This is a genomic window from Rhizobium mongolense USDA 1844 (assembly GCF_000419765.1).
Taxonomy (GTDB): Bacteria; Pseudomonadota; Alphaproteobacteria; order Rhizobiales; family Rhizobiaceae; genus Rhizobium; species Rhizobium mongolense.
Genome location: NZ_ATTQ01000007.1, coordinates 121875 through 146916, shown reverse-complemented (window position 1 = coordinate 146916; position 25042 = coordinate 121875). Strand labels below are relative to the sequence as shown.

The following is a 25042-nucleotide window of genomic DNA, read 5'->3' as shown; positions in this document are numbered from 1 at the left end:
CGCGAAGCCACAATCTTGAGGCGGGCAGACGCTGTCTCAATCCATCAGATCTGCGGGAACCTTGCCGCCATTTTCGGACAGCTTCTTCATGAGCGCCTTGTGAAGAAACATGTTCATTTTGGCGGAATCGCCCGTGTCTCCCGAATATCCGAGCTCCGCGGCAAGTTCCTTGCGCTCGGAAAGGCTCGCATCCATACCGACCGCCTTCATCAGGTCGACGATCGAGTGCCGCCAATCCAGCTTCTGTCCGCTCTTTTTGACGGCAGCATCGAGAATCGGAACGATATCGACGGTCGCGGACGCCGTCGTTGCGGGCGCGGTCGTTGGGGTTGCGGACGGTGCCGCCGATGGCGCGGCCGGCTTCTGTGCAGGTTCCATTTTCGGCGCGGCCGCCGCCTCGGTCACCGGAGCTGCCTGCGCTTCGCCGCCGAAAATCGCGTTCTTGATTTTATCGAAAATACCCACGTCTCATCCTCCAATTTAGTTCGGTTGCATTCGCAGAAACTAAAATGGGGCGGAGGACGAACTCATCCAGCGCGGATGGCTAAATTGATGCCGAGCAGACTGGGGACGAGCCGATGCCGTCAGGCAAGGCAAGCCGCAATGATGCGGCCCGCCCTAGGATCATCAGAGATCGACGTCGAGGATCGCCATCGAAAAGTTGTAGGAACGATCGCCGTCTTCGTCATCGACATAGACGACACCCAGGAATTCTTCGCCGAGATAAACTTCCGCGGAATCATCCTTGCGCGGGCGCGCCTTGACGACGATCTGCGGATTGAGCGTCTTCTTGAAATAGGCGTCGAGCTTCTTGAGTTCTTCAGGCTTCACACTTGGTCTCCTAGCGGTCTTCGTTGGCCGCTTCTTGCACAGGAAAAGCGGAGCTGTAAAGGTTGCCGCGGCATATCTGCCCCGGCTTTCCCCTCAGGATTTTGCCAGCTTTTCCGTCCTGACAAATATATCGGATCAGATATCGGCGCCGATCACCTGGTCCATGATGCGCGACGGTTCCGAACACCCGGCCTCTCCGACCACCTTCGCCGGCACGCCAGCAACCGTCGTTTTCGGCGGGACGGCCTTTAGAACGACCGAGCCGGCCGCCACGCGCGAGCAATAGCCGATCTGGATATTGCCGAGAATCTTCGCGCCCGCACCGATAAGCACGCCGCTGCCGATCTTCGGATGACGGTCAGCACCCTCCTTGCCAGTGCCGCCAAGCGTGACGCCATGCAGGATCGAGACGTTGTCGCCGATTACCGCCGTTTCGCCGACGACGAGGCCGGTCGCGTGATCGAGGAAGATTCCCCGGCCGATGCGCGCTGCCGGATTGATGTCCGTCTGGAAGACGCTGGACGACCGGCTCTGCAGATAAAGCGCCAGATCCCGGCGCCCGTGATTGAGCAGCCAGTGGGCCAGGCGATGCGTCTGCAGCGCATGGAATCCCTTGAAATACAGCACCGCCTCCATGAAGCGCAGGCATGCCGGGTCGCGGTCGTAGACGGCCTGAATATCGACGCGCAGGATATCGCTCCATTCCGGCCAGTCTTCGAGCATTCCGTCGAAGACCTGGCGAAGCAGCGTCGCCTGCATGTCGGGATGGTCGAGACGTTCGCAGATACGATGAATGACGCATTCTTCCAGCGAACGGTGGTTGATCACCGTCGAATAAAGGAAAGCCGCCAGCACCGGATCCTTCTCGGCAGCAACCCGCGCTTCTTCGCGCAGGCTGTCCCAGATCGGATCCATGACCTTCAGCGGGTTTGATGCCTCAAAAGAACGAACGTCAGTCTTCGCGACCATTCCAGGTCTCCTCGTTTCCGTCGGAACAACATTATATAGAGCATAATGCCCAGAACATAAATGGGTGCCGGTCCTATGCTTTTTTAGGATGTTTTTTCGGTAATCACGGCACTCTGAGACGGACTGTCACCGCCCGGCGACTCTTTCATAGAACGCTAGAACCGCCTTCTTGAATACCTTGTCTCCAACCGCCAACATATGGTCGCGGCCCGGAATGTCCAGCGCCTCGGCATGCGGCATCAAGCCCGCCAATTCCTCTGCCGAACCTGCAATATCGTCTTTTGTTCCAACGCCGATCAAAGTCGGCGCATCGATCCTGCCCATGTCGGCCCGCGCCACGAGATCGCGCGATCCCCGGATGCAGGAAGCGAGCGCCTGCCGGTCGCTCCTGGTCTGCTCGGCGAAGGCGCGGAACATGCGCCCGCGAGCATGCGTGACGTCGTCCAGCGAGGGCGCGAGCAGCGCATCGGCAATCGGATCCCAATCGCCGACGCCGTCCGTCATCCCGATGCCAAGGCCGCCTAGCACCAGCGAACGCACGCGATGCGGATGGGCAAGCGCCGTGAAGACCGAAATCCGCGCGCCCATCGAGTAGCCCATGACATTGGCTTCCGGAATGCCTAGATAGTCGAGTAACGCCACGGCATCTTCGGCCATGATCCACGGCCGGTAGGCTTCGGCATCGTGGGGTTTGTCGCTTGCGCCGTGGCCGCGATTATCCATCGCGATCACCCGATAGCCTGCATCGCCCAGCGTCTTCACCCAGCCGGGATGCACCCAGTTGACGTTGGCGGTCGAAGCAAAACCATGAATGAGCAGCACCGGCGGGCCGTTGGGATCCCCTTCGTCGAAAAAGACGAGTTTCAGGCCGCGGTGGGTGAAACTGGAAAATGCGGGCGTATTCAGATTCATAATGCCGTCCTTTTTGGCCGGACCATATTTTATCGAGCAGCGGAGGTGAACCCTCGCCACGCCAAAAAACCATGTGCCGTGCGGCGCTTTGGCTCTACACATTTGAGGCGAAGGATTATAATGTCCGCGCACATTTCAAAGCATTCGGAGACAGACATGGCCGGCCACAACATTCCCCACTTCCAGAACGACGGCGGACACCGCGTGATCGAAGTCGGCGTGAAGGAGTTCATGTGCACCGGCGCATCCGTGCCTTTCGATCATCCGCATATCTTCATCGACATGGGCGACGACAACGAAAAGGTCTGCTCCTACTGTTCGACGCTTTATCGCTTCAACGGAGCGCTGAAGCCGAGCCAGACGAACCCGGCCGGTTGCGTCTTCCACGTCAAGGCAGCCTAAATTCACTCAAGATCGGACATCAGATGCCGGTCGAACACGCCGCCATCATCGGCGCCGGAACTGCGGGCCTGACCGCGGCTCTGGCGCTGGCTAAGCGCGGCATCAGTTCGGATATTTTCGAGCAGGCTGCCGCGCTTGCAGAGGTCGGCGCCGGCCTGCAAATCTCGCCGAATGCCTCGGGCATCCTCGCAAAGCTCGGCGTTCTGCAGAACATCGAAAAAGTCTGGCTCGAGCCGCAATTCATTCGCCTTTTCTCCGGCGATACGCTCCGCCCGCTTGCGGCCGTTCCCGCAGGCGACTTCGCTCGCATCCGCTGGGGCGCTCCCTACGGCGTCCTGCACCGCGCGACGCTGCAAGGGGCGCTGCTTGCGGCAGTCAAAGCAAACCCTCTTTGCACGATCCATCTCGGCCGTCGGATCGCCCCGGGCGCGCTTCCTGAACACACCCGCCAGCCGGATGTCATCATCGGCGCCGACGGCGTCTGGTCGAAGCTGCGGCAGTCGATCACGGGTAGTCCCTCGCCGCACTTTTCCGGCCACGTAGCCTATCGCTTCACGATCGCCGGCAATTCCGCACCGGCGTTCCTCGACCGCGCCAATGTCTCGGCATTCCTGGGGCCGGCGGCCCATCTCATCTGCTATCCGCTGAAGGAGACCGGCAGCCTCAATCTCGTCGCCATCACGGCCGGCAATGCTGCGCCGCAGGACTGGGGCAACCAGCCGACGGAGCAGCAATTGAAGCAGCTCTCGTCACGCTTTTCCGGATGGAGTGCCGATATCAAATCGCTGTTCGGTGACGCCCGGATTACCTTCTGGCCGCTCTACGAGGCGACGGAGGGCAACTGGCAAAACGGAAGTGACACCGTCCTTATCGGCGACGCGGCTCACGCCATGACGCCTTTTGCGGCCCAAGGCGCGGCGATGGCGATCGAAGATGCCTACGAGCTCGCGGCGCTGCTTGCAGCCCATCCTGTGAAGGAAGCTCTGCTTCGCTTCGAACAACAGCGCGCGCCGCGCGTCGCAAAAATTCGCAAGCGCGGCGCCTTCAACCGCTTCGTCTATCATGCCCGCGGTCCGGTGCGCATCGGCCGCGATATCGTTCTTTTGCTGAAGGCGCCGAAAACCCTCGCGGCGGAGCTCGACTGGGTCTACGGCTACCGTCCGATCGACTGATCAGACGGCATTGGCGGCTGCAAAACCGCGTTCGATATCGGCCTTGACGTCTACCACGTCTTCAAGACCGACCTGAAGCCGGATGACAGGCCCTTCCTGCGGCGCCTTGCGGATACGGCGATCATTGAGATTGACGTGGACTGCAAGGCTCTCGAAGCCGCCCCAGGAATAACCCAGGCCGAAGATCTGCAGGGCGTCGAGGAAGGCATGCGCCTTCGCCTTGAATTTCCCCGGCGCATCGGCTGCGAGCACAAAGGAGAAGATGCCGCTCGCACCCTTGAAATCGCGCTTCCAGAGTTCGTGCGACGGGAAGCTCGGCAGAGCCGGATGCAGGACGCGCGCGACCTCCTCCCTGCCCTCAAGCCATTTGGCGATCGTCAGCGCGCTTTCATAGTGCCGCTCAAGCCGTACACCCATGGTGCGCAGGCCGCGCAGGATCTGGTAGGCGTCGTCCGGAGCGCCGCAAATGCCGAGCGTGATATTGGCTTCCTTCAACTGCTCCCAATGCGTGGCATTGGCCGAAACCGTGCCCATCAGGATGTCGGAGTGGCCGGAGGGATATTTCGTCGCGGCATGGATCGAAATATCGACGCCGAAGTCGAGCGGCCGGAAATAGACCGGCGTCGCCCAGGTATTGTCCATTGCAACGACCGCACCATGCTTGTGGGCGATTGCGGCAATTGCGGGAATGTCCTGCATTTCGAAGGTATTCGACCCTGGTGCCTCGGTGTGCACCAGCTTCGTGTTCGGCTTGAAAAGCTGCTCGATGCCGGCGCCGATCGCCGGGTCGTAATATTCGACCTCCACGCCGAGACGCGTCAGCATCGTGTCACAGAAATGCCGCGTCGGCGTATAGACCGAATCGACGATGAGGACATGATCGCCAGACGAGAGAAATGCGAGCAACGGCACCGTAACGGCGGCAAGGCCCGTAGGAACCAGGATCGTTCCAGCAGAGCCCTCAAGTGCATTGATCGCATCGCAGAGCGCATCCGTCGTCGGCGTCCCGCGGGTGCCGTAAGTATATTTCTGCGACCGCGTCTCCATCGTCCTGGCATTGGGGAAGAGCACCGTGGAGGCATGGACGACCGGTGGATTGACAAAACCGAAGTAGTCCGAAGGATCGTTGCCGATATGTGTCAGGCGCGTATTGATGCCCGCGTTCTGCAGTAAATTGTCTCTGTCGTTCATAATCTGGAATGGCCCTTGGCGGAATGATGCAAAGCTGCACTTCTGGACCCGCCCCGCAAAACGGTCAACCCCGGGCTAAGACTATGCAAATTCCCCAGTTCGTTACTTTATCAGATATATCAGTGGATTACGCGATAATTTTCCGCAAAGGGCTGCCCATTTCCTGCTCAAATGCCTATCACGGCGGCGCATTTTACCAAAATGCCAATTTCTGCCACAATTGTGGACCGCGACACTTGACCGTGGTGATATTTGCGACTGTGATAGAACCGCTCGCGCCGGGAGGGTGTCGAGAATTGGGGGGCGAATGGTTTGCTTCAGCCGTCCCCTCCACAAAAACATAAGACAACAGATAAAGGTTGGGAAAAATGAAGATTAAGCTCCTGTCCGCCGCCGTCGGCGCAGCAGTTTTCGCCCTTGGCGCCTCGGCTGCGTCGGCAGCCACTCTCGCAGACGTGAAGGCAAAGGGTTTCGTCCAGTGCGGCGTCAACAGCGGCCTCGTCGGCTTTGCTCAGCCTGACGCGTCCGGCAACTGGGCCGGCTTCGACGTCGATTTCTGCAAGGCGGTCGCTTCAGCCGTGTTCGGCGATCCGACCAAGGTCAAGTATACGCCTCTTTCCGCGAAAGACCGCTTCCCGGCCCTGCAGTCCGGCGAAGTCGACGTCTTGTCGCGTAACACGACCTGGACGATCAACCGCGATACCGCGCTTGGCTTCAATTTCCGCCCGGTCACCTATTACGACGGTCAGGGCTTCATGGTTCGCAAGAGCCTGAACGTTAAGTCGGCTCTCGAACTCTCCGGCGCTGCCGTCTGCGTTCAGGCCGGCACGACCACCGAACTCAACCTCGCCGACTACTTCAAGGCCAACAACCTTCAGTACAACCCGGTCGTTTTCGAAAAGCTCGAGGAAGTCAACGCCGCATACGACTCCGGCCGTTGCGACGTTTACACGACCGACCAGTCCGGCCTTTATTCTCTGCGTCTGACGCTCAAGAACCCCGACGAGCACATGATCCTTCCGGAGATCATCTCCAAGGAACCGCTTGGCCCGGCCGTTCGCCAGGGTGACGACCAGTGGTTCGATGTCGTCTCCTGGACGGCCTTCGCTCTGGTCAATGCTGAAGACTTCGGCATTACGCAGGCCAATGTCGACGAGATGAAGAACTCGCCGAACCCGGACATCAAGCGCTTCCTCGGTTCCGAAGCCGACAGCAAGATCGGCACCGACCTCGGACTCACAAACGATTGGGCGTATAATGTGATCAAAGGCGTCGGCAATTACGGCGAAGTCTTCGAGCGCAACATCGGTCAGGGCAGCCCGCTCAAGATCGAACGCGGCCTGAATGCTCTGTGGAGCAAGGGCGGCATCCAGTACGCGCCCCCGGTCCGCTGATCGCCGGCCTGGAATGAAATACCGGAAAGGCGGGCAACCGCCTTTCCCACGTCCAAGAAGAAAGCCCAAAACGGGCACATAGGGGAATTGGCTCGGCATGACGCAAGAGGCTCTGGGCACGACACCGTTGCCTAAAACCGGCGGGACCTTCCGGTCCGCAATGTATGATCCCAAATACCGGGGTATCTTTTATCAGGTTCTCACCATCCTCGTGATCGCTGGAGTGATCTGGTGGATTGTGGACAACACGATCGAGAATCTCGCACGCAGCAATACGGCCTCTGGTTTCGCCTTCCTCAGGGGACGCGCCGGCTTCGAGGTCGGTCAGTCGCTGATTTCCTACTCCAGCGACTCGACCTACGGACGCGCGCTCGTCGTCGGCTTCCTGAATACTCTCCTGGTCGCGGTTACCGGTATCATCACCGCAACGATTATCGGCTTCATCGTCGGCATCGGGCGATTGTCGCACAACTGGCTGATTGCCAAGCTGTGCACGGTCTATGTCGAGGTGTTCCGCAACATCCCGCCGCTGCTTGTCATCTTCTTTTGGTACTCAGGCGTTCTCGCCGTTCTGCCGCAGCCGCGCGAATCCCTGCATCTGCCGTTCAGCATGTTCCTGAACAATCGTGGTCTCGCCTTCCCGAAGCCGATATTCGAAGCGGGCATGTGGGCGGTTCTGATCGCCTTTGTCGTCGGCATCATCGCCGCCTTTGCAACCGCGCGCTGGGCGCATAAGCGCCAGGCCGCGACGGGCCAGCCGTTCCACACGATCTTGGTCTCGATCGCACTGATCGCCGGTCTGCCAATCTTCGCCTTCCTGCTGGCCGGGCTGCCGATGACCTTCGACGTCCCGGTCGCCGGCAAGTTCAACCTGACGGGCGGCTCGGTCGTCGGCCCGGAATTCATGTCGCTCTTCCTGGCACTGTCCTTCTATACGGCAGCCTTCATCGCCGAGATCGTCCGCGCCGGCATTCGCGGTGTAGCCAAAGGACAGTCGGAGGCGGCAGGCGCCCTTGGGCTGCATGCTTCCTCCATCACCCGCCTTGTGGTGGTGCCCCAGGCCTTCCGCATCATCATTCCGCCGCTGACGAGCCAGTATCTGAACCTGACGAAGAACTCGTCGCTGGCCATTGCGATCGGCTTTGCGGATCTTGTCGCCGTCGGGGGAACGACCCTCAACCAGACCGGCCAGTCCATCGAAGTCGTGCTGATCTGGATCGTCGTTTATCTCAGTCTCAGTATTCTCACGTCGCTGTTCATGAACTGGTTCAACGCCAAGATGGCACTGGTGGAGAGATAAGATGTCCGTTTCCAACACCTCCTTTGTCAGAACGGCGATATTGGCGGCGGAACCGCCGCCGCCCGGTGAACGCGGCGCTGCCGCCTGGGTCAGGCGCAACCTGCTCGCAACGCCGAGGGACATCGTGCTGACGGTGCTCGCGATCGCCGCCCTCGCCTGGGTCGTGCCTCAGATGATCGACTGGCTGTTCATCCAGGCCGTGTGGACCGGCACCGACCGCACTTTCTGTGCAACCGCCGTGCAGGGTGGCGTGCAACCAGAGAACTGGAGCGGCGCCTGCTGGGCCTTCGTCAGTGCGAAGTTCGATCAGTTCATTTTCGGCCGCTATCCGCTCGACGAGCGCTGGCGTCCGACGCTCGTCGGCATCCTTTTCGTGCTCTTGCTGGTGCCGATGCTGATCCCGTCTGTGCCGCGCAAGGGCCTGAACGCGATCCTGCTCTTCGCTGTGCTGCCGGTCTTCTCGTTCTTTATGCTCTATGGGGGCTTCGGCCTCGAGATCGTCGAGACACCGCTCTGGGGCGGCCTGCTCGTGACGCTGGTCGTGTCCTTCGTCGGCATGGCGGTCTCGCTGCCATTCGGTATCGTGCTTGCGCTTGGCCGGCGATCGACAATGCCCGTCGTGAAGATGGTCTGCGTGACTTTCATCGAAGTGATCCGCGGCATACCGCTGATCACGGTCCTCTTCATGGCAAGCGTCATGCTGCCGCTCTTCCTGCCGACCGGCTGGAATGTCGACAAGCTGATGCGCGCGGTGATCGGCGTATCGATCTTCGCCTCCGCCTATATGGCAGAAGTCATTCGCGGCGGCCTGCAGGCGATCCCGAAGGGCCAGTATGAGGGAGCCGACTCACTCGGCCTTGGCTATTGGCAGAAGATGCGGCTCATCGTGCTACCTCAGGCGATCAAGCTCGTCATCCCGGGCATCGTCAACACGTTCATCGGCATGTTCAAGGATACGTCGCTCGTTTCGATCATCAGCATGTTCGACCTGCTTGGTATCGTCCGCCTGAACTTCACCGACGCCAATTGGGCAAGCTCTGTCACGCCGCTGACGGGCCTCGTCTTCGCAGGCTTCGTCTTCTGGATCTTCTGCTTCGGCATGTCGCGCTATTCCGTGTTCATGGAACGCCACCTCGACACCGGCCACAAACGATAAGAATGAGGGAATAAACATGGCTGAACCCAAGAAAATGACCGTCTCCGCAACGGATGTGGCGGTCGAGATCATCAACATGAACAAGTGGTACGGCGATTTTCACGTGCTGCGCGACATCAACCTCAAGGTCATGCGCGGCGAGCGCATCGTCATCGCTGGCCCGTCGGGCTCCGGCAAGTCGACAATGATCCGCTGCATCAACCGTCTGGAAGAGCACCAGAAGGGTCACATTCTCGTTGACGGCACGGAGCTTACGAACGACCTGAAGAAGATCGACGAAGTGCGCCGCGAAGTCGGCATGGTGTTCCAGCACTTCAATCTGTTCCCGCATCTGACGATCCTGGAAAACTGCACGCTGGCGCCGATCTGGGTGCGCAAGATGCCGAAGAAGCAGGCGGAAGAAGTCGCAATGCACTTCCTGAAGCGCGTCAAGATTCCGGAACAGGCGAACAAGTATCCCGGCCAGCTTTCCGGCGGCCAGCAGCAGCGCGTGGCGATTGCCCGCTCGCTCTGCATGAACCCGAAGATCATGCTTTTCGACGAGCCGACCTCGGCGCTCGATCCGGAAATGATCAAGGAAGTGCTGGATACGATGGTGGGCCTTGCGGAAGAAGGCATGACGATGCTCTGCGTGACCCACGAAATGGGCTTTGCCCGTCAGGTCGCAAACCGCGTCATCTTCATGGACCAGGGCCAGATCGTCGAACAGAATTCGCCCGCCGAATTCTTCGACAACCCGCAGCACGAGCGCACCAAACTCTTCCTCAGCCAGATCCTGCATTGAGCGAAAGAACTGCCTTGGAAAAGCCGGCGGAGAGGCCCTCCGGCGGCTTTTTTTATCGCCAGCGAGCATTCTCATCGCTCACAACAACGGTTGGAGAATTACCCGCGTGAACGGCAACGTACACTGAAGGATCGGCATTCGTTCGGCCATGGAAAAGCGGAGGGGCATACCTATCTAGGATAGCATTGCCGACCCACGCCATGGAGCATTCCGATGAAAGCCAAGTTTGCCGCAATTCTTATCGTGGGGGCATTGATCGCAGGATGTACGGCCGTAGGCGACATTTCCGGTCCCGGCTTGGAGCCCATCCCCGGCAGCATCACCTATAGCGGCCAGCCGCGTACGAAGCTGACGAAATCACCGATCGGTTCCGCATTCCCGCACACATTTTACGATAACAGGGGACGCGAGGTGGAGGAGACCTACATCATCCGGCCCGACCGCAGCCTGATGATTGCAAGGCGCGTCTACCGCCCCTTTTTCGACTGGGGTGATGACCGCTAAAAGGCGCCGCGACAGGGCATGGTGGCATCCCAGCCCATTAATTCGCCAATGCGCAGCTTGCTGAGATGTCGTCAAATGACGTCATGCAACGGTCTGCTTTAACTCTTGATTAGGCATCCATTTGCTTCAGCGTGAAGTTATGCCATGCTCTTTGCCTAAAATGGCGCCTGAAATAGCACGGGTCCAAAACACGGGGGCAGAGAGAATGATAGAAATTCACGGTTCTCAGCATGCAAATGGCAGACCAGAGCATCCTCTGAACTGCCGGACGGAAGTCGAAGCCGCGATGTTCGAAATGATCAAGCGCTTGCAGCAGCACGGCTGGACGCCTGCGGAAGTAGCGCTCGCGCTTGCGGACGCGGCCGAAGACTATGTGATGCTGCTCGCCAGCAAGAAAGCCGGAAGCCACTGAGGGTTCCACCTTCCGCCCAACCGCCCTGCGAAGCGAGCAGCGTTTGCGCGCATTCCAGGGCGGAAACGCGGGCCATATCCACCAGCGATCACCCGGATGCCCAAAGATGGCGCAGCCGCGGGAGCTGGCGAATGTCTAACGCGGAAACGAACGGATTTGCGTCCCAGCCTGCCTGCCTTGCCACCGCCACGATTTCGGGCTGGTCGTCGAAAAATATCGGGCACTCGCCAGAGCCGATGCTCAATCGGGAATTGATCGCCTCGAAAAAGCGGATGTCCTTCTTCGGGTATCGAATTTCCGCACTGTAAAACATACGGTCGAACAGCTTCGAGAAGCCGAGCTCGTTCCAGAGAAATTGCGCCCGGTGATGCTCCTGGCCAGTTGCCACGTAGAGTTCGACATCACTGCCGCTCCTTATGCTCTCGACCAGATCAAAGACCTCACTGTTGAGATTCGAATCCTTTTCGAACCAATATCTCATGAAGTCCTTCGCATCGCCGTGATATCCAACCTCCGGGAGAATCTCGGCAAGCGCCTCCGCGAGATCGCGTTTGCCGGTGATGCATTCCGCCATAAGCGAGTTCGAACGGCCGCCTCCATTTCCAAAGAAGAGATTGCCGAATGCCGCCCGGTCAACGCCGAGATCAGCCTCGATCGTCGCGTCCCAGGGCTTGCGAAGCGACGGATCTGAATGCCAGCCATCGATGAGAACACCATCAACATCAAAGAAGATTTTCACTATCCCAAATCCTGCATCGAAGCCCAGCTCATCGCAAATCAGCGGGAACGTCCCGGTACGGCACTTGTCTTGCGGGCATCAAGCGGCGCCTCGCGACGATCTCCATCGAAATACCGACCACCCTTGCGAGCCAGCTCCGCGTCGGTCAAACGGTAAAGCTCTTCAGCCCGCCCTTCAGCGGCGCGTTTGAAACCTAAGTCGAACGTCTCGAACAACTCGTTGTCGAGCTGCTTCAGAAGGCGTGGAATCCATTTTCCTTTCCCGGACCATGTGCCGCGTCCAAGAAGTATTAGATCGGCAAGAGGCTGATAAAGCTGGGACGCAATCGCGCGGATTTCAGCTCCACTGCGTTCACCGCGAAGATCGTCCAACAAATCGGTGATCTGATATCGCAGAGCATCCAGCTCCTGCCCGGCAAGCTCAGGTGGACCGTCCTCCAACAATTGCGCAGCATGGCTTTGCCAAGCTCGGCCGTTCTCCTTGCCCGGTCCTATAATCCGTCCGGACGCCACCATGTGAACAATGAGCGGGTGGCCGGAATTCAAGTCGCGCTCAAAGAACCAATTGAGCGTCTCTAGATCATGAACGAACGCTTCGAAGGGGAGACCGTTTTCAACGAACGACTCCCTCCATGCACGATCGAGCTTCTCGAACACGACCACCAGATCGATGTCGGAGTTTTCTGTACCCTCCCCGCGAATGATCGAACCAGCAGCAAAGGCGAAAGAATAGCCATCAAATCGCCCTGAGAGGACGGGGCCGGTCATCCGCAAGGCTTCGTCGATTTGCTTCGGCATCCTAACCCCATCATTGGACATTCAGAGACCAGATTGGCAACGCCCATAGGTACGGCAAATTTCACTTTAAAATCAATCTGCCGACCTGAGAGATAGTTGACGTTTTGTGCCGTCCAAGAGCACGGTGCATGCGTTTGTCGACCGGGCCGGTCGCCCATGCCCGTAAACGCCAACGCTTTCGGGCTGACGGAACGGCTCTATCTCATCCCTGTCTGCCGAACGATCTGTGGTGCGCCGACTTCAAGGGCGAGTTCATCCTTTTTGTTTGCGCGAGGATTGGTTCGGCCATGGCAGGCATTCTAACTCGCCTCCCCAGGTCTGGGCCGAAAGCGGTCGAGTGATCACTAGCGCTAACTGCCGTCATTGGCTTATAGCTGTTTTTGCGATATGAAGTCGGCATGATCAAAGCATCGAGTACCCCCTACATCGTGCTCCCGCGCTAACGCGATGAGCTTAGCGAGAGTCTGAACGGCTTCTCGCCTTGCATCCGTTTGCCATGGCGCAAGCGGTCAGGAAGGTCTGTAGAGAGAACATCGATGAACAACTATTTTGAAAGCCCTTTCAAGGGCATTACGCTCGACAAGCAGGTCACGAATCCCAACATAATCGTTGGGAGATACAGCTATTATTCGGGCTACTACCATGGCCACAGCTTCGACGATTGCGCCCGCTACCTTTTGGACGACGAGGGAGCCGATAAGCTCGTAATCGGGAGCTTCTGCTCAATCGGATCGGGCGCTGCCTTCATTATGGCGGGTAATCAGGGGCACCGTCATGAATGGATCAGCACGTTTCCGTTTTTCTGGATGCCAGAGGTACCCGAATTCAGCGGAGCGGAAAACGGATACCTGCCGAGCGGCGACACCGTGATCGGCAACGACGTCTGGATCGGTTCTGAGGTTGTCGTCATGCCTGGTGTCAAGGTTGCTGATGGTGCAGTGCTCGGAACGCGTGCAGTGGTGACACGTGATGTCGCACCGTACACCATAGTTGGAGGCAATCCCGCCAAGCCAATCCGCAAGCGTTTCGAGGATAGGAAGATTGAATTGCTACTCAAAATGAAGTGGTGGGATTGGTCTGATGCCGAGTTGAGGAAGGCGATGCCAATCTTGACTAAAGGCGACGTGGAGGCACTTCACCGCCACTGGCTGTCGCCCAATCGCCAAGGCTGACACGAAACGTCCGTCCGAAATTCAACCGGGCGGACCGTCACACTTGCCTGACAAGTTGACAAAGCGGTGCCGAACATTCCGCGGCCCTCGGCTGCACTCATGCCCCCTAGCGCGTCTGGGTGCTCGTGGCGTTTCAGAGGGGGCAATCGGTGTTAAGGCAATCGCGCCATCTCACCCGACGGCGGTGAGGGACGGAGCAACGAGCACTAAATGGGCGTAAGAAACTAATTGATCGAAGGCGTTTCCGGCACCGGCAAAACCACGGTGGCGGAAGAACTGCAGCGGCGCGGTTACCACGTCATCCACGGTGACCGGGACTTGTCTTATGTAGGCGATCCCGAGACTGGTGAACGGCTGGACGGGCTTTCCCACGAGACCGTGACGGACAGTGTCACATGGGGGCACGAACACCACATTTGGGATGTAGACGAAGTCACATCCGTGGTCGCTGATCAACGCAACGCGATCTCCTTCTTCTGCGGCGGCTCTCGAAATTTCTCCCGCTTTATTGATTTGTTTGACCGGGTTTTCGTTCTCGACGTCGATCTCGACACGTTGAACCGGCAACTTGCCGGGAGACCAGTAGACGAGTTTGGCGGAAGACCCGCCGAACGGGAGCTGATTGCGCGATTGCTTGCAACGAAAGAGGATGTTCCGAAGTGTGGTGTCGTGATCGACGCCACTGCGCCGCTCGCCGTCATTGTCGACGGATTCTCTCGAAATGCAAAGAGGTCGATCAAGGGACCGGCTAGGCTCGACGGCGCGCGACAAGGCGCTAGCCCGGCGGATCCCTCCCCCGTGCGTGGTTGTGTGCGTCAAGTTCTGCAAAATTGGCGGTCATGAAGCTGGTCATGCGGCTGCTTTGAGCATGATCTCCTTGTGTTCTTTCAGGTCCTCCATGTTGATGTAGCGGTTGTCTTCGAGCCAGTTCTCGTGCGTTTCGACGGCAAGCGCCCGTACCAGACGCAGGCAACTGGCCGCATTGTGTGCCGACTGCGGAAGCTTAGCCTTGGCCGTATTGCGTCAATACCGGCCATTGCGACCGTTGCAGAATTTCCTATTCTGCGATGTCGCAACAGTCAGGAAAACAAGTGTCGTTTTTATCGGGGACTTCTGCGAGAAAGGTCATTAACCGCTTTCGGCCTTTACGGACACTCAGCACAGTCAGCCGGCACAGTGGTCTTAATTTCGGCGGAAGAGGTGTCGAAGCTCCGTAGGCGTCAAAGTCAGGGATGAATAATATGGCCACCTTTATCCTTATACCCGGAGGCTGGCAGGGCGGTTGGGTCTACCAAAAGGTGGCAGACATACTTACTGCGCACGGGCACAAAGCCTTACCGATCACTCTTTCGGGGCTCGGCGATGCTCCCGCCCCAACGGCCAATCTTGAAGATCACATCGATGAGGTCGTTCGCGCTGTGAAGTCGCATGGCGACGACCTGGTCATTGTTGGACAATCCTACGGCGGGATGGTCGTGAGCGGCGCAGCTGATGCTGCGCCATCGCAAATCCGGGCGTTGGTCTATGTAGACGCCTATGTGCCTGATTCCGGTGACTCCGTCTGGTCCCTGACGACGCCTCGCTTTCGAGATGTCTTCGTCGCGGGCGCGAAGGCTGACGGACTAACTTGCACTCCGCCTCCCAATCTTGACCCGCGATGCCGACCGCATCCGATTGGGACGTTTCTCCAATCAATCAATCTCAGCGGACGTTGGCGTGAAGTGCCACGCAAGAGCTTCATCGGCGCATTTGGATGGGAAGGAAGTCCGTTCCTTGACCTTTATCAACGCTTAAACGGCGAGCCGGAGTGGTCGACCTTTGCCTTCGATTGCGGGCACAATGTAGCACGGCTGAAGCCCGAGGCTCTGACCGAGATATTGCTAGCTCAGGTTTGACCAACCAACGACTGCAATCCACCCAAATACGACATGCCGTGTAGCGATGGCGGTTTTGGGCCGGAAGCAGTCCCTCCCAACTTCTAAAGCCTGTGTTCGCCGGATCGGATCGGAAAACCGCTGCATACTTTTGCGGTCCTATGTGGCAAGCGCGACGGTAACTTTAGCGTTCGATGATCTCGCAACATCTGGCTGTGAACGCGTCGAGCTCAGAGAAGCGAGTTCAGGAGGGTCCGTTTTTCCCCTGCATGCAAAGTCCGTCAACGGGGACATATTTGTCGCACGGCGGCATTAACATAGCCGGGGACACCGAGGATGGCTGACATTTTGATGCGGAAGCGAGAATTGATGATCGGCGTGGCCGCGATCGCGCTTGCGGGCATTCATGGAGGGCGGGTGATGGCGGGGTTGAATGAGAATGTGGATGTCGCGGCGCTCGCAGGCTAAGGCCCGGAATGCCAATGGCGAAGGTCGAGGCAGCAATGGGTCCCGCCTGGAGACCACCTGCTCCACATAAAGGCGGCAAGATCGACCTGCTCGAAAACAGCCACGGCTTCGTCGTATGGATCGATCGGAACGGGCTGATCGGCATCCTCGATTACGACCATCGCTTCCGGCACCCGGTCGGCGAGATCACCATGGAAATGACGATCGAGCAGGTGCGCGCCGCCATGCCGTCTCTCGAAATCGGAGACGACGCTCCATTGATGCGAGGCGTGCGCATGGGCGTGCGACAGTTTCCCGAGAGCTACACTCAGCGTGTCCGCCTCACCCTCGAGACCGTCAACGAAATCGGCTTCTCCAACCCTGCGGGGGAATATCCCGAACCGACGGAACCATCCTATCCGGCGGCCGTGGGCATGGCCGGAGCGCCCTTTGCGGACCCAAATCTCAAACTCGTCGTGCTGTCTTCGCTTCTCGATGCGAAGCAGATCGATCTCGGCACTCCAGCGCAGCTCGCGACCCACGTCCTGGGCCGAGCCTTCGATCTCGAGGACGAAGGCTACGAAATCTTTCCCGCGGCACAGGACTATCTGGAGCGATAACGAGCTTCTCGCTGCCGTGGAGGAGATCGAGTTCGACGGCGGAGGAACCGCCTATCCGTTTGTCTGGTATTTCTGGGACGGCGAGGACGATGTCTTCGACGTGAAGGACCTGTCAGGGATCGAGCTTTGCAGGAATCTCAAAAGCTTTTCTGCGATCTCGATGATCGAAAGCGTCGACGTGCGCGCCCTTCTGTCATGCCAGAGACTGGAATACCTGAGGCTCAGTACCGGGATAGACCACATCGAAGCTCTGCTCGACTTGCCGGCGCTGAAAGAAGAGAGAGTTCTAGACGAGGTCATGACGGCCGGCACGCAGGCCAGGCGTATCTTCGATACACTGAAGGATCGCGGCGTCTCTGTGTGGGTACACTGGGTGTCTGCCACGCAGCCCACCACCCACCCGCTTTCGAATGATCTAATTTAAAACATGGTGCGGCCGGCCTTGCATCACCCGCTACGTGAGTAATGGCTCTTTCGAATACCTGAGACCAAGTCTGTAGGCCGTCCGGTGAATGTCAACAGTCGTCTGGAAACTTCAAGCCTCCTGTTGAGCTCGGTTCCGCGGGCAAGCCTACGAGACCTCTGCCAACCTGGAATTAAGAGATCGTTTTTCTACTTCAGGTGACGTGTCCATCTTGCGCTCTAACACTGCTAAGAACCTGCCCGTCACGGTAGATGTTCATGCTGCCACCCCGAACGGCACGACTCTTGCACAGTTACCAATGTGTTTGCCGCTAGGAGTTCAAGTGTAATGAACTGGCACAAATTCGGACCGTTCGCGCCGCTGATGTTGGTGATGAATGGCTCTGAAAAATACAGGTTGGTGAAGTCGGTGGGAGACGCTGCAGAAGCCCTGTTCGCATCGTGGCCCCTAGACGATGGCGAGGAATACCTCGTGGCCGTTAAGACGTGTTTGGAGGCGTTGCACGGGACGACGTCGCCGGCAGAGGCGAGATCTGCACTCATCCGAGCGGCCGAGGAAGCTGGCATTCCGGTGATCACTGTCGTTCACTGTGGGTCGCAGGAACAAACCAATACTGGAATGGTTTGGGGTCATAGAAGGGAGCCCTCCCTGACGATCATTCCGCCTGAGCCGACGCCAAGCCCCAAGCCTGGGCCTGTTCCTGATCGGCCGCCCGATGTTCCCGATCCGCCCGTCGAAGAGCCGATTCCGGATTTGCCGCCGGAAGAAGTTCCGAATCCAACCCCGCCTCCAAAAGAGTTTCCGCCGACGATGAAGTGAGTCCAAGCGCTCCCTCATGCCGCGTTCCTCTCGTTCGGCTACTGCAGGAGCGCCAGGAACCCGGCTTGGCTCGTCAGCTTCATGCATTATGATCTGGGATATATCGACCTGGAGCAGAGGACCTTGCAAACCATCGACAACCCGTTCAGCACGAGGTTGTCACCCATGTGTTAGGTACGTTTTGTTACCGATGTCTCCGGGTCGGACACACTGAAAAGATTGGCGACCCCTGCAGGATTCGAACCTGCGACCACCTGCTTAGAAGGCAGGTACCGCATGGCAACAGCGGCTAACATCGCCTCACAATAGATATCCCCAGATTCCTTTGTTCTCAGGGCTTGCGGCCCTAATGGTTGGTGGTGTTAATAACATTTCGAATCATCACTTAACAGGCCATTTCTGTTACCCCGACGTTACCCTGAGAAAAATACCCCATGGCGAAAACACTCACGGCCAAATCAGTTGACGCTACTCGACCAGATACGCTTCGCCGTGAAATCCCAGACGGCGGCATGCCGGGTCTCTACTTGATCGTGCAGCCGAAGCGTGAGCGCGATGGCAAAGAACTACCGCCTGTCATGAGCTGGGCCGTACGCTACCGTTTCGACGGCAGGCCGAAGAAACATACGATCGGCTCCTACCCCGCTTATTCGCTCAAGACGGCGCGCGAGGAAGCCAGCCGGCTAATGCGCGGAGTCTCTGAAGGAAAGAACCCGGCCGAAGAGAAGTCGTTTCGCAAAGCCCGCAAGGTCGATAGCGTCAATGATGCGATCGACTATTTCCTGAAGCGCCACGTCACCGTCAAGAATCGCTCGACGACACTCAAGGAGCGGACGCGGCTCTTTGACAAAGATGTCCGTCCAAAGTGGGGAAAGCGCACTATGCGCAGCATAACCCGCTTCGACGTGGTCAAGCTCATCGACGATACAGCCGAGCGTGCGCCAATCGTCGCAAATCGGCTCCTCGCCCTGCTCCGCAAGTTTTTCTCTTGGGCAGTCGATCGGGACATCATCGACACGTCTCCAATGGAAAAGAAGATCGATCCGCCAGGAGAGGAAAAGACGCGAGACCGCATTCTCTCGGACGACGAGATCCGCATTGTTTGGCTTGCCGCAGGTAAAATGGGCTATCCCTTCGGGCCGATGATACGGCTACTGCTTCTCACCGGCCAGCGCCGAAGCGAGGTAGCGGGCTTCGAGTGGAAGGAACTGGAGCTTGGCGGCAACAACCAGCTATGGGTGATCCCGCCCGAGCGATCGAAGAACCGAAAGGAACATTTCGTTCCCCTCAGCTCTCTGGCCTTGGCCGAAATCGAGAAGCTTCCAAAGGTGAAGCCGAAAGAAGACCAAGATCCGATTTTCCTTTTCACTACGACTGGCAGGACGCACGTTTCCGGCTACGGCAACGCCAAGAAAAGTCTGGATAAGGAGATTCTGTCGATCGTCAAAGACGAGGCGATGAAAAGAGGCGAAGATCCCGATCGGCTTACGCCGTGGGAACCGTGGACATTCCATGATCTGCGCCGGACGGCTGCGAGCGGGATGGCGCGACTGAGTGTCGCCATCCACGTGTTGGAAGCGGTTCTCAACCACACATCCGGTTCAATCAAAGGGGTTGCAGCGGTGTATAATCGATACGATTATGCGAGCGAAAAGCGCGCCGCTCTGACGGCCTGGGCAGATTACGTGACCTCGATAACAGCCTTAAGGAAGTAAGCCGCGAGGATTACCTAATGAGCGATGATGTTGTTGGCGACGATGAACCCGTTCCCCTTCGAGACGCCGCGCAGCTCTTCTTCAATGGTCGCCTTACGAAATCGGCGCTCCGCACCGAGGCGCGTAAAGGCAATCTTGAAATAGTCCGGATCGCAAACAAGGACTTTGTGACCAGGAATGCGATAAGAAGGATGATCGAGAGCTGCACTCAAAAAACCGCACAACAGACCCCTTCAAATCAACGGGGGATGAGCGCGCAGGAGGCACTCCGCCTGAAATTGCAGCGGCGAAGAGGTGAAGGGTGATGGACCAAACGACCCATCCCTTTTACTCACTCCCGCCGCGGCCGCAAAAATACTTGCCATTTCCGTCAAGCAGCTGACCCACCTTACCGTTGCAGGCGAAATGCCCTTTGTGAACATTGGGCTCGGAAACAAGCGTCCTACTCGCCGATACCTTCCAAAAGACATTCACGAGTTCATCGCAAGGCGGCGCACGACGGCGATGCCGTTGGTCTTGAAACAGCAGATCAAGTCGGCTGCGTCAGCCACTTATGAAATTATCGACATTGAGAAACGTCTTGCTGATCTGAGGGCAGCAAGGCAGAGAGCCCGAGTTTATCGCCCGGGCAAATCATAAAGCGAGACCTTCGATGTCTATCGAAATCCGGTTCTATATCGTGGGCGATGATGGTGAACTTCAGTCCGACTCAGTCCTGCCCCTGAGTCATTTCGGCAGTTGCCCGCAAATAGGGGATGTGATTTGCGAAACTCTGCGCGGAGAAGCGGAATTTTATTCCGTCGAAGGGCGGTATTTCGTGCAGCACACGGGCAGTTTCGGTTGGGCAGTAATCCTCCGCAAGCGGGAACAGACATTGTTCGAGCGCAAGCTGCTAGACGTCTGGGCGGATGATGATGATTTTTGGGCGGAGGTGGATCGCGAGGAAGACGCCAAGAAGGAGCGCGAATTGCGCGCCATGTTGACGTCGAAAGGCAAACGGAAGGGCTGAGAGACATTAGATGATTGGTGCAGAATGCCGATAATAAAGCTCCCGCTCAAAACCGCCGATATGCTTCGAATGGCGAAAGTCGCCAAGGAGTTTGGCGTCGTGGTAGAATACGTGGACGGCGACGTCACCGTCCGTATCTGCCCCAATCACCAAGAAAATTCCGAAGCGCATCTAAATCCTATCCATCGGATCTCAGACAGGCCCCGGGAGCCCGTTGACCCACCTTTCGACTGGAGAGAGCACCAGACTATGCAACATTTGGCCACGCTTGGAGCCGAGGTTCGAACTTGTTGGCGCACGCTGAAGAACTTCGGGCCATCAACCCAAAAGAAGCTGGAGCACCGTGGCTACATCGCCGTGAGCTACGAGACCGATAAGCCGAACGTGGTTGACGAGGTGTGGTTGACCAAAAATGGAATGAAGGCGTGGAAGAGCTTGAGCAGCTACTACGATAAATACCCGTCGCTTTGAAATCAACACTGGCCAGTGCGCGGGCCAGGCTGGGCGGGTGAATGAGCGGACCTGTTGCCCGCGCCTCGTGAACGAGGGAATAGCGGCCGAACTGCTGAGGCTTTACAGGGAGCCGTAGCCTATGTGATCCTGCTCTGGGCGGTCCAATGTTCTCCGTCTTCGGCCAAACGCGAAATTGGAAAGAGCGAACATGACAGCCGAACCCCGCTTCGAAGCGCTTAAGCAAACAGACAAGACTTGGACGATCATCGATCGACGTACCGGCCAACCGGCTGAAAGGTCGGGTCTTATACTTGTGGGTCTCGAAAAAAGGGCTGTCTTGGGCCTTATCCAAATCCTTGAGCAAATCGAGGATGCACCGAAACGCATTCACTGACTGCCTTTCCATCACCACTTCCACGAAAATTCAGACGAGCCTAATGGATCCCATACAAAACGCCAATCGGTCGCCGGCCTGTTTTGACGCTCTGTGGATAAGCCGCCGCGGCCGGACTCGAAGTCGAACGGCTCTGCGCGCCAGGCTTTGTCACATCGCTACAGAGAATCGGGCACCTCCCCGCATCATGGGAAGTCACCCGGCATCAAGACCCGAGGACGGTGGAAACTTATGTTCGCCGCGCCGATCGGTTCAAAGATCATGCCGGGGATGGATTTCTCTAGCCAACTCGTGGATCACGGAGTTCTTTGAACTTATTCACCTCAGCTGTCCACAAAGTTGGAAGGCGCCACCTTTGGCCTTTGGTCGAGCTTGCAATGCGCTCCTTGATACATGGCCACCAACGAGCCAGCAAAGCAGCCTGCCCGAAACGCTTCAGCGGCTGCCAAGCGCTGTCTGGCCAAATTGAGACCAGGCCCGACTCTGTATAGGCGACCAAATTAACCGGGTCTTGAAGAATCCGATGGTCTCCGGAAATCATGCCGGAACCACCTTCGTCCTTGAAGCGAAACATCCAATCTGGATCGCTGGTGCCTGCCCCGTAGTCTTCGAGAACCGATTCTATGGCAATGCTTTTGTCGGTTTCCAGGCACCGTATGGCTTGGACGATATGCGGTGAAATGTTCTCATCGAACTTGATTTTCACGCAGAGATCCGTTGCTCGAAACCGATTGCTTGAGAAACGAGATCAGGCGTCGTGTTAAACTAATCCGCAACAGCCTCAAGATCACCTTCGGCCAAGTACGCTGACGCTAGCGTTCTTGTCGGAATGAATCCCTCATCAATAATCGGCCTACCCAATGCGTATTTCGGATCGATGATGACGTGGGAGAATTCGGGGAAGGGATGCATCCGAACCGCTATGTCATCGACATAAACGACACTGTCGAACAATGATGGCTCGATGACACTCGGAAACGCCCATTCATCCGTCATGATATCCAGCAGACGTCGTTCCTCGTCGTCAGCTATTTCCATCATGATTCGCCGACCATCCGTTCTGAATCGCGACTGGGTAGCGAAGGGGTGCAAAAGATCATGCTTCTGTCGAAGCTTCTTCGCTACCTTGCGGATAGTCTGAAGGGAAAGACCATGCTTGCGAAACCGAGCGACGAAGCGGCTTTCCACTAGAGCCAGGAACGGCATAATGAGCTGGCCTTTTACAGGCTCATATGGGGTGATGATCGCCGGAGCGAGAGTGGACTGAGAGCGCGCACGAAACCACGACGCCACACGGGCGTTCGTCATCTCAGTCATTTTTGCAGCGAAGGCGACCGGATAGATGCCTTCTTGAACTGCAGATCGCCAATCCATCTCAATTGTCAGAGCAGCACTTGACGCCGCCCACGATCAGCGCGATTTCCTCGCCCAAGGTCGAGCGGAGCCTGATCAGTTCGTAATGTGCGGGTTCGCCACGCTACTTCTCTGTTTTTCTCCTGAAGCCGTCGTTGACTACGAAGCCCTATGTGCGACTGTGCCCTGCCGGAATCACAGCTAGGACGTGGGCGAACTCATGACACCAGAACGATTTTCCGAATGCCTCCTGCATATCCGGTGGACGCCGATCAACATCGCGGTCGCTCTTCAATGCGAGTTGTCTTGGATCGAGGCGCTCGAAGCTGGGAATGAGGAAATCCCAGCAGGTCTGGCGGCTTGGTTGGAAACGCTGGCACAAGCACACGAGGCGCTGCCGCCGCCAGTGACATACCGCGGCAAGGGATCGAAGCTATGACCGAAGCAGGGATCTGGCACACTTGGTCAAAAGCGTGATGAGATACGGGAACGGATGCCAGTGGATCGACGGCGAGTCAGATTCCGCCCGAGCGGTTTATACTTCCGGGCGGATAAAATCGAGCGTTTCCGCGTCCATCACCCATAATTCGCCGGTCGAAATATCGAACCAGGTTCCATGCAGGGCAATCTCTCCTGCCTCTTCCAGCGCCTTAATATCCGGAAAACTTCTGAGGTTGTTGATTGAGTTGCGGATCGAGACGCGCTCGAGCGCCGTCTGACGCTCAGCGGCGGTCATTACCTCATTGCTCTGAATCTGTTCCGCAGCAGGCCGGACGAGCGACATCCAGCGGCCGATGAAGTCGCCGGGCGACAGTGGCTCGGCATTGGGATCAAGTGCTGCGCGGATACCGCCGCAGCGACCGTGACCCATGACGACGATGTCGGAAACCTTCAAGACCTGTACGGCGAATTCCAAGGCGGCAGATGTCGCGTGAAAATGGCCATCCGGCTCGTAAGGCGGCACCATGTTGGCGACGTTGCGGATGACGAAAAGCTCACCGGGCCCGGCATCGAAGATAAGTTCCGGTGCTGCGCGCGAGTCCGAACAGGCAATAACCAGCGTATTCGGACTCTGACCGTTTTCAGCCAGCATCTTATAACGGTCGCAGGCTTCGGCGTAACGCCCGTTCATGAAATTGCGATAGCCGTCCAGGAGGGAATTTGGAAAACGCTGCATGACTTCCGATTAGCGCGCAGACGCCACAAGATCAACCGCTGAAGTATCGCGACCTGCCCCGCATGGAGGGATGACGCGATGATCGCTGAGTTGGTTGTCTGGGCTACTATGGTCGCGGTCGACGCTGACACGGTCAAGTGCCTGCCGAGCGGTCAGAATATTCATTTGCTGGGGACGGTGTTCCGTTCGTACGAATTCCTAGCGCATTGATCCAATGAGGCGCGTGAATTCCCGTTCGGCAATCCCATAGGCGTCACCGGCGAACGCCTGTAACGCCTCGCGGTTGCGTATGGTCACCTGACCTCTCTCGGCCACAATAAAGCGGTGTCCCTCAAGAACGTGGAGCGCCGTCGTTACACTTGGGCGTCTCACATTGAGCAATCCTGCCAAGAAATCGTGCGTAACGGAAAGCCTATCACCGGCTGTACGGTCGTGAACCATCAATAGCGATCGCGCCAGTCGTTCGTCGACATGGTGAGTGGCGTTCGTAAGGGCGGTGTAGGCCGTTTGGACGAACAGCGCTTGTGCGTAGCGGCTCAAGAGCTTTCGCATGGTGCGGCTTGAGACAAGGGCCGCGAACAGGTGCTCATTCCTGATTTTGTGACCATTCCCTTCCACTTGCATGAATACTTTGAAGGGTGCTCGATCGTCTTCAAACAGACTGTTTGGAGGCGACATTCCCTCCCGCCCGAAGATGCCCACTTCGGCTGTTTCTCCTGATGGCGAGACAGCCATGATCGAGCCAATGCCAGATTCCGGAAAGTAGCTGAACTCCTGAGGCTGATCAGGCTCGGAAAGCACTGCCAGTCGCGGAAGAGCGACGGGCTCCAGATATTTTAGCAGGCGCTCGCGGTCGCTGTCTTCGAGAAGGTTGAGAATCCTATTAAACATTTCTTCCCCCGTGCGAACCCTCTCACAAGGTAATCCTTTCCCCTAAACTACCGGGATGAAACCTGTCACGTTTCGTCTCGGTTGACTAGAGAACGAGGTTTTCATCTACCGCAACATCAGCGAAACCCGTT

General features: G+C 57.6%; 28 protein-coding genes and 5 pseudogenes. 21 read left to right on the top strand and 12 right to left on the bottom strand.

The window, feature by feature from the left end:
* Positions 1-36: 36 nt before the first annotated feature.
* The 4 genes from A3C3_RS0115335 to A3C3_RS0115320 form a co-directional block, all read right to left on the bottom strand.
* The gene (locus A3C3_RS0115335; protein WP_022715472.1) at positions 37-465 is read right to left on the bottom strand and encodes a DUF3597 domain-containing protein; all 429 of its coding nucleotides are present in this window, start codon (positions 463-465) and stop codon (positions 37-39) included.
* Between the two features lie 162 nt (positions 466-627).
* Positions 628-831 (bottom strand): DUF3126 family protein, encoded by a 204-nt coding sequence (locus tag A3C3_RS0115330; protein ID WP_022715471.1) that lies wholly within the window; start codon positions 829-831, stop codon positions 628-630.
* 135 nt (positions 832-966) lie between these two features.
* Positions 967-1800, bottom strand: a complete 834-nt coding sequence (cysE, locus tag A3C3_RS0115325) for a serine O-acetyltransferase (RefSeq protein ID WP_022715470.1) — start codon at positions 1798-1800, stop codon at positions 967-969.
* Between the two features lie 126 nt (positions 1801-1926).
* Positions 1927-2712 (bottom strand): alpha/beta fold hydrolase, encoded by a 786-nt coding sequence (locus A3C3_RS0115320; RefSeq protein ID WP_022715469.1) that lies wholly within the window; start codon positions 2710-2712, stop codon positions 1927-1929.
* A gap of 156 nt (positions 2713-2868) precedes the next feature.
* On the opposite strand from A3C3_RS0115320, the gene A3C3_RS0115315 reads away from it, so the two are divergent.
* Both A3C3_RS0115315 and A3C3_RS0115310 read left to right on the top strand, forming a co-directional pair.
* The gene (locus tag A3C3_RS0115315; protein WP_028739675.1) at positions 2869-3114 is read left to right on the top strand and encodes a zinc-finger domain-containing protein; all 246 of its coding nucleotides are present in this window, start codon (positions 2869-2871) and stop codon (positions 3112-3114) included.
* Between the two features lie 23 nt (positions 3115-3137).
* Entirely contained in the window at positions 3138-4286 is a 1149-nt protein-coding gene (locus A3C3_RS0115310) for an FAD-dependent monooxygenase (protein ID WP_022715468.1), read from the top strand.
* Here A3C3_RS0115310 and A3C3_RS0115305 read toward each other — a convergent pair whose 3' ends face one another.
* Complete coding sequence (locus A3C3_RS0115305) at positions 4287-5477, bottom strand: cystathionine beta-lyase (RefSeq protein ID WP_022715467.1); 1191 nt, start codon at positions 5475-5477, stop codon at positions 4287-4289.
* A gap of 368 nt (positions 5478-5845) precedes the next feature.
* Between A3C3_RS0115305 and A3C3_RS0115300 the strand changes: the two genes are divergently transcribed.
* The 6 genes from A3C3_RS0115300 to A3C3_RS47920 all read left to right on the top strand — a co-directional run bounded on the left by A3C3_RS0115300 (position 5846) and on the right by A3C3_RS47920 (position 11027).
* On the top strand, positions 5846-6871 hold the full coding sequence (locus tag A3C3_RS0115300; protein WP_022715466.1) for an amino acid ABC transporter substrate-binding protein: 1026 nt from the start codon (positions 5846-5848) through the stop codon (positions 6869-6871).
* Positions 6872-6968: 97 nt separating this feature from the next.
* Entirely contained in the window at positions 6969-8171 is a 1203-nt protein-coding gene (locus A3C3_RS0115295; RefSeq protein WP_022715465.1) for an amino acid ABC transporter permease, read from the top strand.
* Position 8172: 1 nt separating this feature from the next.
* A complete protein-coding gene (locus A3C3_RS0115290) occupies positions 8173-9327 on the top strand; it encodes an amino acid ABC transporter permease (RefSeq protein ID WP_022715464.1) in 1155 nt (384 codons plus the stop codon).
* Positions 9328-9343: 16 nt separating this feature from the next.
* Positions 9344-10111 carry an amino acid ABC transporter ATP-binding protein gene (locus A3C3_RS0115285; RefSeq protein ID WP_022715463.1) on the top strand — a complete coding sequence of 256 codons (768 nt, stop codon included), beginning with the start codon at positions 9344-9346 and terminating at the stop codon, positions 10109-10111.
* Positions 10112-10324: 213 nt separating this feature from the next.
* Positions 10325-10615 carry a hypothetical protein gene (locus A3C3_RS0115280; RefSeq protein WP_022715462.1) on the top strand — a complete coding sequence of 97 codons (291 nt, stop codon included), beginning with the start codon at positions 10325-10327 and terminating at the stop codon, positions 10613-10615.
* Positions 10616-10901: 286 nt separating this feature from the next.
* Entirely contained in the window at positions 10902-11027 is a 126-nt protein-coding gene (locus A3C3_RS47920) for a hypothetical protein (RefSeq protein WP_275593272.1), read from the top strand.
* Between the two features lie 88 nt (positions 11028-11115).
* Here A3C3_RS47920 and A3C3_RS0115270 read toward each other — a convergent pair whose 3' ends face one another.
* A complete protein-coding gene (locus A3C3_RS0115270) occupies positions 11116-11766 on the bottom strand; it encodes an HAD family hydrolase (protein WP_022715460.1) in 651 nt (216 codons plus the stop codon).
* 38 nt (positions 11767-11804) lie between these two features.
* Positions 11805-12563, bottom strand: coding sequence for a nucleotidyltransferase domain-containing protein (locus A3C3_RS0115265; protein WP_022715459.1), 759 nt, complete (start codon positions 12561-12563; stop codon positions 11805-11807).
* Between the two features lie 106 nt (positions 12564-12669).
* On the opposite strand from A3C3_RS0115265, the pseudogene A3C3_RS47040 reads away from it, so the two are divergent.
* The 3 genes and pseudogenes from A3C3_RS47040 to A3C3_RS41550 all read left to right on the top strand — a co-directional run.
* A pseudogene (locus tag A3C3_RS47040) lies at positions 12670-12823 on the top strand (IS481 family transposase); the annotation flags it as partial.
* A gap of 276 nt (positions 12824-13099) precedes the next feature.
* The gene (gene catB / locus A3C3_RS0115260) at positions 13100-13735 is read left to right on the top strand and encodes a type B chloramphenicol O-acetyltransferase (protein WP_022715458.1); all 636 of its coding nucleotides are present in this window, start codon (positions 13100-13102) and stop codon (positions 13733-13735) included.
* 228 nt (positions 13736-13963) lie between these two features.
* A pseudogene (locus A3C3_RS41550) lies at positions 13964-14487 on the top strand (AAA family ATPase).
* Positions 14488-14584: 97 nt separating this feature from the next.
* On the opposite strand, the pseudogene A3C3_RS45275 reads toward A3C3_RS41550, so the two are convergent.
* Positions 14585-14719: pseudogene (locus A3C3_RS45275) on the bottom strand (IS256 family transposase); the annotation flags it as partial.
* 257 nt (positions 14720-14976) lie between these two features.
* Between A3C3_RS45275 and A3C3_RS0115250 the strand changes: the two are divergent.
* The 9 genes and pseudogenes from A3C3_RS0115250 (at position 14977) to A3C3_RS0115210 (ending at position 21114) form a co-directional block, all read left to right on the top strand.
* Positions 14977-15630, top strand: a complete 654-nt coding sequence (locus A3C3_RS0115250) for an alpha/beta fold hydrolase (RefSeq protein ID WP_028739673.1) — start codon at positions 14977-14979, stop codon at positions 15628-15630.
* Between the two features lie 315 nt (positions 15631-15945).
* On the top strand, positions 15946-16077 hold the full coding sequence (locus A3C3_RS47915) for a hypothetical protein (RefSeq protein WP_267903849.1): 132 nt from the start codon (positions 15946-15948) through the stop codon (positions 16075-16077).
* 8 nt (positions 16078-16085) lie between these two features.
* Positions 16086-17100, top strand: a pseudogene (locus A3C3_RS48585) (DUF7256 domain-containing protein).
* A gap of 327 nt (positions 17101-17427) precedes the next feature.
* A pseudogene (locus tag A3C3_RS47035) lies at positions 17428-17688 on the top strand (DUF982 domain-containing protein); the annotation flags it as partial.
* A 665-nt stretch (positions 17689-18353) separates the two neighbouring features.
* The gene (locus tag A3C3_RS0115230; RefSeq protein WP_022715455.1) at positions 18354-19634 is read left to right on the top strand and encodes a tyrosine-type recombinase/integrase; all 1281 of its coding nucleotides are present in this window, start codon (positions 18354-18356) and stop codon (positions 19632-19634) included.
* A 17-nt stretch (positions 19635-19651) separates the two neighbouring features.
* Entirely contained in the window at positions 19652-19939 is a 288-nt protein-coding gene (locus A3C3_RS43665) for a hypothetical protein (protein ID WP_033419683.1), read from the top strand.
* On the top strand, positions 19929-20273 hold the full coding sequence (locus tag A3C3_RS48190) for a helix-turn-helix domain-containing protein (RefSeq protein WP_022715453.1): 345 nt from the start codon (positions 19929-19931) through the stop codon (positions 20271-20273). The genes A3C3_RS43665 and A3C3_RS48190 overlap by 11 nt, the downstream gene beginning before the upstream one ends.
* Before the next feature lie 13 nt (positions 20274-20286).
* Positions 20287-20643, top strand: a complete 357-nt coding sequence (locus A3C3_RS0115215; RefSeq protein ID WP_022715452.1) for a hypothetical protein — start codon at positions 20287-20289, stop codon at positions 20641-20643.
* Between the two features lie 69 nt (positions 20644-20712).
* Positions 20713-21114, top strand: a complete 402-nt coding sequence (locus A3C3_RS0115210) for a hypothetical protein (protein WP_145611846.1) — start codon at positions 20713-20715, stop codon at positions 21112-21114.
* A 656-nt stretch (positions 21115-21770) separates the two neighbouring features.
* On the opposite strand, the gene A3C3_RS45265 is transcribed toward A3C3_RS0115210, so the two are convergent.
* Both A3C3_RS45265 and A3C3_RS0115195 read right to left on the bottom strand, forming a co-directional pair.
* Entirely contained in the window at positions 21771-22196 is a 426-nt protein-coding gene (locus A3C3_RS45265) for a PIN-like domain-containing protein (RefSeq protein ID WP_145611848.1), read from the bottom strand.
* Between the two features lie 59 nt (positions 22197-22255).
* The gene (locus tag A3C3_RS0115195) at positions 22256-22864 is read right to left on the bottom strand and encodes a hypothetical protein (RefSeq protein ID WP_022715448.1); all 609 of its coding nucleotides are present in this window, start codon (positions 22862-22864) and stop codon (positions 22256-22258) included.
* A gap of 199 nt (positions 22865-23063) precedes the next feature.
* Here A3C3_RS0115195 and A3C3_RS0115190 point away from each other — a divergent pair, with 199 nt between their 5' ends.
* A complete protein-coding gene (locus A3C3_RS0115190) occupies positions 23064-23282 on the top strand; it encodes a hypothetical protein (protein ID WP_022715447.1) in 219 nt (72 codons plus the stop codon).
* A gap of 96 nt (positions 23283-23378) precedes the next feature.
* On the opposite strand, the gene A3C3_RS0115185 is transcribed toward A3C3_RS0115190, so the two are convergent.
* Positions 23379-24020: a carbonic anhydrase gene (locus A3C3_RS0115185; protein WP_022715446.1), complete on the bottom strand. Its 642-nt coding sequence runs from the start codon at positions 24018-24020 to the stop codon at positions 23379-23381.
* Between the two features lie 198 nt (positions 24021-24218).
* Complete coding sequence (locus tag A3C3_RS0115175) at positions 24219-24911, bottom strand: Crp/Fnr family transcriptional regulator (protein ID WP_022715444.1); 693 nt, start codon at positions 24909-24911, stop codon at positions 24219-24221.
* Positions 24912-25042 lie beyond the last annotated feature (131 nt).

Bases quoted from the DNA above. Each gene is read 5' to 3' on its own strand.
- cysE (WP_022715470.1), bottom strand. From the start codon at position 1,800: ATGGTCGCGAAGACTGACGTTCGTTCTTTTGAGGCATCAAACCCGCTG.
- A3C3_RS0115320 (WP_022715469.1), bottom strand. From the start codon at position 2,712: ATGAATCTGAATACGCCCGCATTTTCCAGTTTCACCCACCGCGGCCTG.
- A3C3_RS0115315 (WP_028739675.1), top strand. From the start codon at position 2,869: ATGGCCGGCCACAACATTCCCCACTTCCAGAACGACGGCGGACACCGC.
- A3C3_RS0115310 (WP_022715468.1), top strand. From the start codon at position 3,138: ATGCCGGTCGAACACGCCGCCATCATCGGCGCCGGAACTGCGGGCCTG.
- A3C3_RS0115305 (WP_022715467.1), bottom strand. From the start codon at position 5,477: ATGAACGACAGAGACAATTTACTGCAGAACGCGGGCATCAATACGCGC.
- A3C3_RS0115300 (WP_022715466.1), top strand. From the start codon at position 5,846: ATGAAGATTAAGCTCCTGTCCGCCGCCGTCGGCGCAGCAGTTTTCGCC.
- A3C3_RS0115295 (WP_022715465.1), top strand. From the start codon at position 6,969: ATGACGCAAGAGGCTCTGGGCACGACACCGTTGCCTAAAACCGGCGGG.
- A3C3_RS0115290 (WP_022715464.1), top strand. From the start codon at position 8,173: ATGTCCGTTTCCAACACCTCCTTTGTCAGAACGGCGATATTGGCGGCG.
- A3C3_RS0115285 (WP_022715463.1), top strand. From the start codon at position 9,344: ATGGCTGAACCCAAGAAAATGACCGTCTCCGCAACGGATGTGGCGGTC.
- A3C3_RS0115280 (WP_022715462.1), top strand. From the start codon at position 10,325: ATGAAAGCCAAGTTTGCCGCAATTCTTATCGTGGGGGCATTGATCGCA.
- A3C3_RS47920 (WP_275593272.1), top strand. From the start codon at position 10,902: ATGTTCGAAATGATCAAGCGCTTGCAGCAGCACGGCTGGACGCCTGCG.
- A3C3_RS0115265 (WP_022715459.1), bottom strand. From the start codon at position 12,563: ATGCCGAAGCAAATCGACGAAGCCTTGCGGATGACCGGCCCCGTCCTC.
- catB (WP_022715458.1), top strand. From the start codon at position 13,100: ATGAACAACTATTTTGAAAGCCCTTTCAAGGGCATTACGCTCGACAAG.
- A3C3_RS0115250 (WP_028739673.1), top strand. From the start codon at position 14,977: ATGGCCACCTTTATCCTTATACCCGGAGGCTGGCAGGGCGGTTGGGTC.
- A3C3_RS47915 (WP_267903849.1), top strand. From the start codon at position 15,946: ATGGCTGACATTTTGATGCGGAAGCGAGAATTGATGATCGGCGTGGCC.
- A3C3_RS0115230 (WP_022715455.1), top strand. From the start codon at position 18,354: ATGGCGAAAACACTCACGGCCAAATCAGTTGACGCTACTCGACCAGAT.
- A3C3_RS43665 (WP_033419683.1), top strand. From the start codon at position 19,652: ATGAGCGATGATGTTGTTGGCGACGATGAACCCGTTCCCCTTCGAGAC.
- A3C3_RS0115215 (WP_022715452.1), top strand. From the start codon at position 20,287: ATGTCTATCGAAATCCGGTTCTATATCGTGGGCGATGATGGTGAACTT.
- A3C3_RS0115210 (WP_145611846.1), top strand. From the start codon at position 20,713: ATGGCGAAAGTCGCCAAGGAGTTTGGCGTCGTGGTAGAATACGTGGAC.
- A3C3_RS0115195 (WP_022715448.1), bottom strand. From the start codon at position 22,864: ATGGATTGGCGATCTGCAGTTCAAGAAGGCATCTATCCGGTCGCCTTC.
- A3C3_RS0115190 (WP_022715447.1), top strand. From the start codon at position 23,064: ATGACACCAGAACGATTTTCCGAATGCCTCCTGCATATCCGGTGGACG.
- A3C3_RS0115185 (WP_022715446.1), bottom strand. From the start codon at position 24,020: ATGCAGCGTTTTCCAAATTCCCTCCTGGACGGCTATCGCAATTTCATG.
- A3C3_RS0115175 (WP_022715444.1), bottom strand. From the start codon at position 24,911: ATGTTTAATAGGATTCTCAACCTTCTCGAAGACAGCGACCGCGAGCGC.